Annotated in this window: 4 protein-coding genes; all 4 read left to right on the top strand. The window is 37.5% G+C overall.

The features are described 5' to 3' along the window. Positions 1-35: 35 nt before the first annotated feature. Positions 36-1,097 carry an ankyrin repeat domain-containing protein gene (locus KCG35_RS22125; RefSeq protein ID WP_215822037.1) on the top strand — a complete coding sequence of 354 codons (1,062 nt, stop codon included), beginning with the start codon at positions 36-38 and terminating at the stop codon, positions 1,095-1,097. Between the two features lie 807 nt (positions 1,098-1,904). Beyond that, a complete protein-coding gene (locus KCG35_RS26865) occupies positions 1,905-9,821 on the top strand; it encodes an SPM autocatalytic domain-containing protein (protein ID WP_304956763.1) in 7,917 nt (2,638 codons plus the stop codon). Between the two features lie 252 nt (positions 9,822-10,073). Next, on the top strand, positions 10,074-10,616 hold the full coding sequence (locus KCG35_RS22065; RefSeq protein WP_215822036.1) for a hypothetical protein: 543 nt from the start codon (positions 10,074-10,076) through the stop codon (positions 10,614-10,616). 259 nt (positions 10,617-10,875) lie between these two features. Next, positions 10,876-12,085 (top strand): alkaline phosphatase family protein (locus KCG35_RS22060; protein ID WP_215822035.1); only part of this gene is annotated, 1,210 nt, incomplete at its 3' end.

Genomic DNA, 12,085 nt, shown 5'->3' with positions numbered 1-12,085 from the left:
CTATATTTATTTTTAGTTGCTAATGTAGGTTGGATATGGAAATAGTATATTTTAATATACTAAACAGAAAAAATAATTTAACTCCTTGTGAGGGTGACCTAGTAGAGGCTCTAACAAAAAATAATGAAAATAATAAAAAAGAGATGTTAGAGCTGCTCAATAATAATAAAGGCTTTTATGATTGTTTAAAAGATCTTTGTAGTGATGGTTATGCAGTTCTTGAGACTGATAACATGACTGCTGTTGAGTCCCTGGCTGTTGTCTTGAATGAATGCAGATTGTTTGATTTTAAAATTTCATTCTACCTTGATGTAACTGGTAAAGAGTATAGTTATATTTCTACGGATGGAGTGCTTTGTAGTGATGAAGTTACGAAATGCAGTAGTAAGATTTCTAAATTTGATGATAGGTTTTTAGAACTTTGTAAAAGTGGCAGTTTAGAGGGGGTAATCAGTTTTTTAAGTGAATCATCTGATAAAATTAATGGTAGGGTTTTAATTGAAGCTTTGATTTTGTCAATTAAATATAACTGTATAGAAATTGCTGATTTGCTCTTAGATCAGAGAGTAGATGTAAATACGTTATTTGAAGCCAAAAGTGGCGTTGAATTATACCCTTTATTTATAGCTACTAAGTATGACAGAAAAGCCATTGCACTTAAATTGTTAGAAAAAGGAGCCAACCCAAATTTAGTGAATAGTGAAAGTGTTAGAGCGATTTCATATTCAATTAAATATAGTGCTAAAGATGTTTTTTTAGTGCTTTGGAATGAGATTAAAGATTTTAACTATTTTAAAGAAATTTATGGTGCTGTAAATAGTTTTTTTATAATTAAAAATAGAGTGGAACCGCTATCGAATTTTGAAGAACTTGTGTTGGGTTTGTTATTTGATAAATATAAAGCCAACCTTTTTAAAGGTGATTACTTTGAAAGCTTGTTGAAAGCAACTATTGTATTAGGGGATCTTTCTCTTTTTAAAAGACTTTTGTTAGAAACAAATAAAGACTCCTTTAATAAGGATGAACTGTTAAAATGTGTTATTAATAGCTTTTCTTTAAATAAGTTAAAAATAAAACTAATGATAATGCGGTTGTAGTTTAATCAAAAATCTAATAGAGGTTCTCCAACGCTGAGTTCATATGAGGTTAGAAAGCAATCAATCTTGATGGATGAAGATTAACCGTTTCACCTAACCTTGACTTGTCTATTTAATACACAGTAAATGCCGTATTGATAAGTGTTGTAATCATGCTACAATAGCCCTTGCTTGCTGTATTCCTCCTTCCAAATGCCAATGGTTGATTTCTTGTAAGCATAGTGTTTATATGTTATTGAGTGATTAGTTAGCTTAAATAATACACGGCAGTAGTTGTACTTGAGTGCATATAATATTTGTTTCGATAATAACATAACAGCCTTATGTCTGTTGCATTCTAGTTGGATAAATCCTCTCATCTCTATTGTATATACTTCGCAAATCAGTCTTCAGCATTGTTGTCAATCCTTTTCAATCCTTTTCAATCCTTTTCAATCCAGTCAGCGACTACTTTGAGACCAATAGAGCTTCATCACTTGATGATCTTATCTAATAAACATTTGTATTGGGTATATATAAAGAATGTCTATTTTTTGGTCAATCATTTCATCTTTGCTTGGTTTACATTCTGTGTGCGAGTTATGGGTGCTCATGGCATATTTAAAGGTCTATGGTTGGCCATTAAATGAACAATGTGATAAGCACGTTATTAAGGAAGTATAAAAGAGATATTCTAACTATTGGTGCAAATGGTTTCGTAAAAATTAAGTAATGGAGTTCTTATGGGTCATAATATTTAGATACGTATTTTACAGTTAAATTAATGAGCATAAATCTACTAAAAATAAATAAGGTGAGTAATTTTAAATGGCTATAAATAGCATTAATAACAGTTTTTCTACTGGAACTTATACTACTACTAGAAATAACTTCATCAAGGAGCTTGAAAACCATGCATTGATGACAACAGGACGTCCTTTAGGCTTTTATCTTGACTTGCAAGGAAGATTATCTATTGGCTATGGAGTGAAGTTAAACGGCTTAAACGGCTTAAACGGCTTAAACGGTGCAGCGATTGCTAATCAGCTAAATGAGTTCTTAAGTCAGCCTCTTAGCGAGTATCAAGTGGCTGTCTTAGATGCTTACTCTCAGGGTAGTCAACTAAACTGGGAAGGTAGTCCTTTAAATGGGCAAAAAATAACCGATGAAAGGGTGTTAAATGAGCTTAGCACTATCCAGCTCAAATCTGCTCAAGCAGCGGATTTGCTATTAGATAAGCAGTTGGATACATTGGAAAATCAGCTAGATAGATTTTTAGGTGATTCATCTCACCTACCAGCATCAAATGAGCGTATCGCAATACTATCACTGGTTCATGATGTTTTTGGATCAAACTCATCACTGTCTGAAGATAAGTTAGGGGCTATAAAAGCGGTCTTAATTAATAATCATGATGACCCCGGACAGCATGCGCGGCTGTGGACTTTAATTAAATTTGGTTCAAATCCTGAAAATGACGCGATTGCTTATTCACGTAGAACTCGGGAAGCAGAACTATTTTCTCTATTTACAGATGGTACTGAACCTACAGATGAAAATGAAGCAAAAGCGACTGCTTATGTATTAAGAGAAAAATATCAAACAATTGATAGTCATTTATCTGAAATGGGTGGAAATGTAGAAGATGAGTTAGATCCTTTAATCGACACAGCTTTAGAGAACTATGGGGAAGTTCAAGCGATAATAATTGGAGCTGACTCAACTTACCGAAATGATCAAGGGCAGTTAACTAATGATAATGATAGTATAATTGGTAGCTCTGACGATGATGTAATTTATGGACAGGGTGGAAATGATAAAATTCAAGGTAAGGATGGGTATGATGAAATCTATGGAGAAGGTGGTAATGATGAATTAACCGCTGGGGCTGGAGATGATATTGTTGAAGCAGGGAAAGGAGCTGACAAAGTTTTTGGTGGAGCAGGTGATGACTTTTTGCATGGAAATGAGGGGGATGATTATATTGAGGGGAATGATGGTGATGATGAGCTTTATGGAGAAGAAGGACATGATGTTTTAAAAGGGGGAAATGGGTTTGATTTCTACGACACTGATAAATTCGATACGATAAGTGATGAAGATAAAGATGGTGAAGTATCCTTTGATGGAATGGCGGTTAGAGGAGGTCACCGTCTTGCTGATAGTGCCAGAAATACTTTCTATGGAGACCAAGGACAATTAACTTATACACTGAGTGGTACCACTCTTCGTGTAAATAATGGACTTGTCATTAAAGATTTTAAAAATGGTGATTTAGGTATTCATCTTGAAGGTTTGGAAGAAGGTGAAACGTTTGATGATCTTGATGATGATATAACACCAGGTTTTGGTGATTCTGAGTCAATTACCTCACCGATTATTATCGATATGGACGGTGATGGTGTTGAAACGCTTAAAATGAGTAATCAATACTTTGATCATGAAAATGATGGTTTTGCAGAACGTACAGGTTGGGTTGGAAAAGATGATGCCTTACTCGTTTGGGATAAGGATAACAACGGAAAAATTGAACATGGTGGTGAACTGTTTGGTAGTCAGGCAACGTTAAGCTCAGGCGAAAAAGCTAAAAATGGCTATGAATTGCTGGATGAGCTTGATGACAACCAGGATGGCGTCATTGATACTAATGATTCTCTTTATAAAACCCTAAAAATTTGGCAGGACAAAAACAGTAATGCTAAAACTGATGACGGAGAATTAGTCAGCCTTGCAGATGCTGGAATTAAAAGTATTAGCACACAGTATACAGAGTCAAAAGAAGTCGATGCGCAGGGTAATGAGCATCGACAAATAGGTGAAGTAACTTTTGATAGTGGTGATAAGCGCGTTGCAACTGACGTGTGGTTTAAGACCAATGAAAGTTATCGGGTAGTGAGAGAGCGAATAAAAATATCTCGTGCAGTACGCAAGCTACCTAATGCAAGAGGATATGGTCATCTGTATGATTTACGTCAGGCGATGTCCTTAGATAGTAAATTACAGACACTAGTAGAAGCATTTGTAAGCGAAAAAAATTACAACAAACGTAATCTTATGATACTGCCTATTATTTACCAGTGGGCAGGTGTTACGGATGTTGATCCAAATAGTCGAGATCCTAAAAGCCATTATGATCATGTAATAGATGCGCGAAAAGTAGTCACTTTAGAGAAAATTGTTGGTCGGGGCTATCTAGGCACCTGGTGTTGGGGAGAACGTGATCCTAACCCTCATGGTCATGCATCACCGGTATTACATGAACAGTTTAATAAATTTCAGCGTTATGTAACTGCCCAGCTTAATGCCCAACTGCTTTTTGATAAAAATACATTAAGCGCCTATTTTGAGGCTGGAAGTCGTCACTTTAGTTTGAACAGTGAAAATTTAGCAGATTTATTGCAAGCTGAATTTACTAAAGGTGATTTGACAGCCTGTTATAATATACTGGAAACTTTGGATGAACTCGGTGTTTATTCTTCAAATGTCAATAAAAAAGTCAATAAGGCGATAACTGAAGTAGCCAATAAATTTGACTTAAATGCATTTGACTTCGAAAGTTACTTTTTGGACTTATTTGAAAAAGGACAGCTTGTTGAAGTTCAAAAAGGCATTGAGTTTTTACATGGCTTAGCTGATCATTCTGAAAGAATTAAAACACTATTGGATGAGGTATTTGACCGTCTGTTAGAAAGAAAGCCTGAATTATCTGAATTTATTAACAGGTATGTTGCAGGTTCAAATAATAATGATGAGCTAACTGATTCAAAAGGCTTTAATAGAATTTACGGTAAAAAAGGTAATGACCGACTTAATGGACAAGATGGCGATGATTTATACTTCTTTGGCCAGGGAGATGGTCAGGATGTAATTTATGATAGTAGTGGGACAGATACTATTGTATTTCGTGATGGTATAGATCAAAAAAATGTTAAACTTGTACGTGATTTAACCAGTGTTACGTTAATCATCACTGATGATTTAGGAAATTCATCTGGTGATCAAATCAAAATTGAAAATTTTATAAATTTTGATAATAGCCTGGATAAAGGTCAAGTTGAGTATGTTCGGTTTGCTGATGGCTCACAACGTTCAATCGTTGATTGGGTTAAAGAGGAAACGGTTAAGCCTACAGAAAAGACTGATCAATTATTTTTAACAGATGATGCTGACCAGATAAATGCTTTGGCGGGCGATGATAAAATATCTGCCTATAAGGGTAATGATATTATAGATGCTGGTGAAGGTAATGATGAAATTTTAGCGGGTGATGGAGACGATACCCTAATAGGTGGAAAAGGGGATGATAAATTAATTGGAGGAAAAGGAAGTGATACCTACCAGTTTTCACTTGGTCATGGCCATGATTTAATTGAAAATGCCAATGAGGAAAATAAACCTTCGGGCAATATTGTATTTGATGAGACCATTAATAAAGAAAATATTGAGATGACTCGCTCAAATGACGATCTTAATATTTATACTTCGGATAGTGATTCAATTACTGTTCGTGGTTTCTTTGCAAATAATGCAAATAGTGGAAATGCCATCTCCTCTATAAATTTTGCTGATGATACACAGTGGAGTATTGAGGATATAAAAGAAAAGCTTGTTAAATCCACTAAATTTGCAGATGAAATTATCGGCTATGATGGCGATGATACATTTGACGCATTAGCGGGTGATGACAAAGTTTTTGCTAAAAAAGGCAATGATATTGTTAACGGTGGTGATGGTAATGACAAACTTTATGGAAATGAAGGAAACGATACTCTAGCAGGTGATGCGGGTGATGACTTCATTGATGGCGGCAGTGGAAATGATGTGTTGTCTGGTGGTGCAGGAAATGACCAGATTAATGGCGGGTATGGCGATGACACATTAAATGGTGGTAGTGGTAATGACACATTAAATGGTGGTTTAGGTGCCGATCTATTAATTAGTGGTACTGGAAATGATCATTTAGCAGGTGGAAAAGGGAACGATACTTATATGATAACCCGAAATGAAGGAAACGATACAATTACTGATATTGAAGGTAATGATACTCTGCAGTTGACGGATATAAACGCTGACCAAGTCATTGTCCGTCGCAAAGGCTACGATTTATTTATTTATCTAAAAAATGCTGATGAGTTTATTAAAGTCGCTGATCAATTTGTCAATGAAAGTGATAACCCAAGCTATGCAATTGACCGTATTATTTTTGCAGATAACGTGGAGTGGGATGCAAAAATAATTAAGCAAAAAACCTTGGAAGGTTCTGATGCAGATGACATCATTGAGGGCTTTAAAGAGGCTGATGTTATTATGGGTGGTCAGGGTAATGACACGGTTAATGGTTTGAATGGAAATGACCAGATAATGGGTGAGGAAGGAAATGATACATTATTTGGTGATCAAGGGGATGATGAGTTGCAAGGTAATGCAGGGCATGACACTTTAAACGGTGGTGATGGAGACGATCACCTTCTGGGTGGAAAGGGACAAGATACGTTGCATGGTGGGTATGGCAATGACCTGCTTGAAGGGGGTCAAGGTAATGACAGGCTGTTTGGCGAACAAGGCGATGACCACCTGAAAGGTGATGCTGGTGCTGATGCACTTTCTGGCGGCTATGGTAATGATACGTTAGAAGGTGGGGATGGAAATGATGAATTATTAGGAGGTGAGGGGCAGGATACGCTAATCGGTGGTGCCGGTGATGATACACTGGTTGCTGCAAATACTCCTTGGGATAATGTAGGAAATACATTACATGGTGGCAAGGGAGAAGACCTAGTCATTGGCTCGTATGGTGATGATACATTTAAATTTAACTTAGGTGACGGTAAAGATATTTTTGTTGTCACTTTGCGAGAGCAAGCCTTTATAAACCTGACCCCTGGAAAAGATACACTGGAATTTGGTGAGGGAATTGCTGTCAGTGATTTAGAATTTGTTAGAACAAATACCAATGATTTATTTATTCGTATTAAAAATACCAATGATCAAATTACGGTTAAAAACTGGTTTGTAGAATTTAATAATTCAGATAAAACCTATTTTAAGCTAAATAAACTGACGTTTAAGGATGGCTCGGAACTTTCTGTGGAAGAAGTCGAATCACAAGTGGTTTGGGAAGGCACAGACGGTAACGATCAGTTTATAGGTCATAAGGATTACAACGAAACATTTAAAGCGGGTGCGGGTGATGACCATGTTTTTACCCGAGGAGGAGATGATATTGCCTATGGTGAAGCAGGCAATGATTATCTGGATGGTGAAGAAGGAAATGACCAACTCTATGGTGGTGAAGGCGACGATAATATCTGGGGTAAACAGGGTAATGACCAGCTGTTTGGTGGGGCTGGGAAAGATGCCCTCAATGGCAATGAAGGTGATGATACCCTGGTGGGTGGTGCTGGTGACGACAATCTTTTTGGCGGAGAAGGCACTAACCATATTGCTGGTGGTGTAGGCAGTGACAAGTATAACTACGAAGGTGGTTATGATGTCATTGATAATCAAGGTGGTGGTAAAGATGTTCTGTTTTTTAAAAATGGTATTCAAAAAGACGACTTAACCTTTAAAAGAGACAATGATGATCTTCTTATTTTTGTTAAGGATGCAACAGAGCCAGCAGTAAGAGTACTCAAGCATTTCCTGGGAGACGATTACGCTATCGACTTTGTTCAACCTGATGGTGGTTTTTCTATTTCGGCAGAAGAAATCAACCAGCGCGTTAAAGCGGGAGAGGTTGATGGTGACTTTGATGCTTTTATTGAAGGAACAGTAGGTGATGACCGGCTTGGTGGAACTGAGGGTAATGACCTGATCAAAGGATTAGCGGGTAAGGATGTTATAACTGGTTTTGCTGGTAATGACACTCTTATGGGTGGAGAAGGTGATGATATTTACCTTTACTACGCGAATAATGGCCAGGATGTCATTGATAATACTGGGGGAGGGGATGACTGGGTGATATTTAAAGGAATTGCCCGGGATAGAATTAGTTACCACCGTATTGATGATGATCTGGTGATGCTGGTAGATAACGATTTGCAACAAAAACTGACTGTGAAAGGTCACTTTTTGGGTGGAGATAAAGCGATCAGTGCGATTCAGCCAGAAGATGGAGGCTATGGGATTCCTGCCAATCAAATAGAAAATATGTTGACTGAACTACCTTCAGGTGGCGATACAGGTTCTGGTGATACCAGTAACGGTGGTACTGATAATGGTACAGGTGATGGCAGCGATACAGGTACTGATACCGGCTCTGGTGATGATGGTAATGGTACGGGGGGTACTGATAATGGTTCTGGTGATGTGATTGATCCCAGCAGCTATGACAGAGAAGTTGTTGGTACAGAGCAAGATGATGCTCAAATTGCAGGTGGGAATAGCCGTGACTTGATTCGTGGCCTCGCGGGTAATGATACCCTTTTTGGCATAGGGGGCGATGATATTTTACTTGGCGGTGCTGGCGATGACTCCTTGTATGGTGGTAATGGTAACCCTGTAAATGCTGATGGTGATGATCGTTTAGAAGGTGGTGCCGGTAATGACCAATTAAGTGGTGGCGGTGGTAATGATACCCTCATGGGTGGAACTGGTGATGATACTTATCTTTTCTACGCAAATAGTGGCCAGGATGTCATTGATAATACAGGGGGAGGGGATGACTGGGTAATATTTAAAGAGATTGCTCGGGATAGAATTAGCTACCACCGTATTGATGATGATCTGGTGATGCTGGTAGATAACGATCTGCAACAAAAATTGATTGTGAAGGGCCACTTTTTGGGTGGTGATAAAGCGATCAGTGCGATTCAGCCAGAAGATGGAGGCTATGGGATTCCAGCCAATCAAATAGAAAATATGTTGACTGAGTTACCTTCTGGTGGCGATACAGATTCTGGTGATGGTGATACCAGTAACGGTGGTACTGATAATGGTAGCGATACAGATACTGATACCGGCTCTGGTGATGATGGTAACGGTACAGACGGTACTGGTAATGGTTCAGACGATGTGATTGACCCCAGCAGCTATGACCGGGAAGTAAATGGTTCTGAGCAAGATGATGCTCAAATTGCGGGTGGTAATAGCCGTGACCTAATTCGTGGCCTTGCGGGTAACGATACCCTTTTTGGAATAGGAGGGGATGATATTTTACTTGGCGGTGCTGGTGATGACTCCTTGTATGGCGGTAATGGTAACCCTGTAAATGCTGATGGTGATGATCGTTTAGAAGGTGGTGCCGGTAATGACCAATTAAGTGGTGGTGGTGGTAATGATACGCTTATTGGTGGAACTGGTGATGATGCTTACCTCTTCTACGCAAATAGTGGTCAGGACATCATCGATAATACCGGTGGTGGTACTGACTGGGTACACTTTAAAGAGATAGCGCGTGAGCGTATTAGTTATCATCGTGTAAATGATGATCTGGTGATGTTGGTAGATAATGATCTTCAACAAAAACTAACAGTGAAAAGCCACTTTTTGGGAGGTGATAAAGCGATTAGCTATATCCAACCTTATGATGGAGGTTATGCTATCCCTGCATCTCGAATCGAAAGTATGCTGACAGACCTACCTTCAGAAATTGCTGTAGCTTCTGAAGCAAATGCACAGCCATCTCATAATATTGATGGACTTATTAGTGCAATGGCAAGTATGACTGATGGTGGTGCTGGAGATATTTCCACGACTGTTGCAGTTAATCGTGACTTTGCGATGAATATAGCTACTCCTGTGTAATTATTAGTTATTTAATAAATATATTTATGTATAACACCCCAGCTGTAGCTGGGGTTTTTTATAAAAAAGTCATAGATGCATTATATTTTTGAACTATGGTCTTTATTTGGGGGGGGACTCTTTAAGGTGCTTTTTGTATAAAATTATTGATGTTAAATGATGCTAAGTGTATGATTTTTATCCTAAATAATTAGTATATTTTTTTACCGTTCATGAGACTGATTTATAATCTAAATCAAGGAGATGTATTTAGTGATTAAGAAGTTAGCAGGTTTATTATTAGCGATTTCAACAACAGCATCAGCTCAATTTGTTGTAAATGATGATGGAGTTGACTACGTTTTTTTTAATAGCTCACATGGTTTATCACTACCAAGTACATTAAAGGTTGGTGATAGGGTATACACAGATAAATTGGATCTGTGTATTAATAAAGATAATAAATTAGTACTTAAAAATAGAGAGTTCGATAACTTTCAGGAATCTTCAAGTCTGTTTAGAATAACATATATCGACGATGGAAGCGTATCTATTGAAAGTATTCTTGAGCAAGATGACTTTTTGTTAAGAGGTCCTACTGTTCAGTTATTAAAACAGCTTAATGATGAAAAAGATAACCTTCAATGTGCTTGGGAATATAATACACTTAAAGTTGAAAGTTTGTTTGGGTATAACAGTTACACAGGTTTGGTTCAGGGTGTTGAAAATAATTTAGGGAAACTATATGGGGATAGTTTTCAAATTGGAAGAGTTTTAGCTCCTGTTCCTGCTGTATTGCCCAATACTGCTGAATAGTATACTCATTGTTTAAAGAAAGCCTTGCTATTTTAGTGAGGCTTTTTTTGTTTGGATAATTTATTGGTTTTTTATTTTTCATGATATGTTAGCTTGTATTGGTAAATAAAGATTGGTGCTATTATTTGTGTATGTTGTTATTTGTTTTTGTCTGGAGGTTAAGTTTTATATTAAAAAGTTCTTACAAAACTATTCTTTAGTTATAGAACTTTATTTTAATAGTCATCCCCTGTTTATCTCTTTGTCATTGTAGAAACTCATGATGGCCTTACATAAAGGTATGCCCTCTAAAAAGGGTATAGGTGATATTGATGGGGGATCAATGAGTTTAATTAATTGTTTTACTTTTATTAAAAAAGTCAGGCGCTGTATTAGTCAATTTGCATCTTTAAGTTTGCTAATACTATTCGTAGGAAAGGTGTATGGTGTAGAAAGTATTTTAGTTGATAATAAACTAAAAACACCACCTAAAATACCTAAAGTATTATTATTAGGTATTGATGGTTTAAAGCCATCAGCGATTCCTCGTGTTAATACACCTGTGTTGGATAAATTAATTGCTGATGGGTTTATTAGCCCTATGTTAGCAGAGGATACCACATGGAGTGGACCTTGTTGGGCGACAGTACTCTATGGGGTATGGCGAGATCGACATGGCATTTATGATAATAGTTTTTCTGGGTCTAAATTGCAGTCTATTCCTGATCTTTTTACCCATATTGAAACGGCTAAGCCAATGTTACACACTGCAAGGTTAACTTCTTGGACAGGTATCCGTTATAACATGCCAACAGCGGCGGATGAGGATTTATATTGGTATTATCAAGAACATCAGGATACTGAAACAGTTAATAAAGCAAAAGACATTTTAAGTACGACTGATATTGATGTCTTATTTGTATATTTTTCAATGGTGGATGTAAAAGGGCATAATCATGGGTTTAGTGCGGATAAACCTGAATACCGTCAATCGATTGAAAAAGTAGACAAACAAATAGGTGAGTTGTTAACGCGAATTCAACAACGACCCAAGTTTGCCGACGAGGATTGGTTGATTTTGGCTGTGCCTGACCATGGGGGAACCATTGATGGTCAACATGGTAAAAACCGACCTGAGCACCGGAAGGCTTGGTTATTAGCCAGTGGTCATGCAGTGCATCATTTACGTAAAGGGATGAATATACCACCATCACCCGTTGATATTGTACCCACCATTTTGGATCATTTGGGTATTGATTATGCGCCAGGTTCATTGGATGGACATTCTTTGTTAGAGGCTTTTCCAGTGCGTCCCGTAGAGTTAAATAAAAATACGCTAAAAAATGGCGATGCAGAATATGATCGTGGTAGTGTCCAGCCATTTTATCTGGCTAATTATGATAACCAGGTTGCTGGTTGGTTAAAAGGAGGAAAAGCAGTAACGCGTGGTTATACTGTCGTTAACCAAGTTCCTTTGATGTCGGTACAAA

This window comes from Zooshikella harenae, assembly GCF_018837975.1.
Taxonomy (GTDB): Bacteria; Pseudomonadota; Gammaproteobacteria; order Pseudomonadales; family Zooshikellaceae; genus Zooshikella; species Zooshikella harenae.
This window is presented reverse-complemented; position numbering and strand designations above follow the sequence as displayed.